Here is a 279-nt window from a genome sequence, read left to right as displayed (position 1 = left end):
CGGGACACCCTGGCGGGCTTGCGACGATTCACGCCAACGACTGCGAGGACGGGTTGGTTCGTGTCGGCCAACTGATGGAGGAGAACGAAGGTATCAAGGCTAATCCGCAGGTCATCGCGAATGCGATTGACTTGTGCATTTTCATTGAGAAGGAGACGGGTATCGACGCTGGCAGAAAGGTGCGGGAGTTGGCAGTTATCGAGGGGTATGACGTCGAAAAGCGGAAGTACATTCTTCATTATGTTTGATGATTTTTTTAAAGGAGGTTTCATGAAACCC

The 279-nt window shown here is 51.3% G+C and carries 1 protein-coding gene; it reads left to right on the top strand.

Features of this window, described 5'->3' with window-relative positions; all coding sequences use genetic code 11:
• A partial coding sequence (locus tag SB752_RS32315) for a hypothetical protein (protein ID WP_486320404.1) occupies nt 1-248 on the top strand: 248 nt, incomplete at its 5' end.
• Between the last annotated feature and the right edge of the window lie 31 nt (nt 249-279).

The organism is Brevibacillus sp. SIMBA_040 (genome assembly GCF_046535075.1).
Lineage (GTDB): Bacteria > Bacillota > Bacilli > Brevibacillales > Brevibacillaceae > Brevibacillus.
This window is presented reverse-complemented; position numbering and strand designations above follow the sequence as displayed.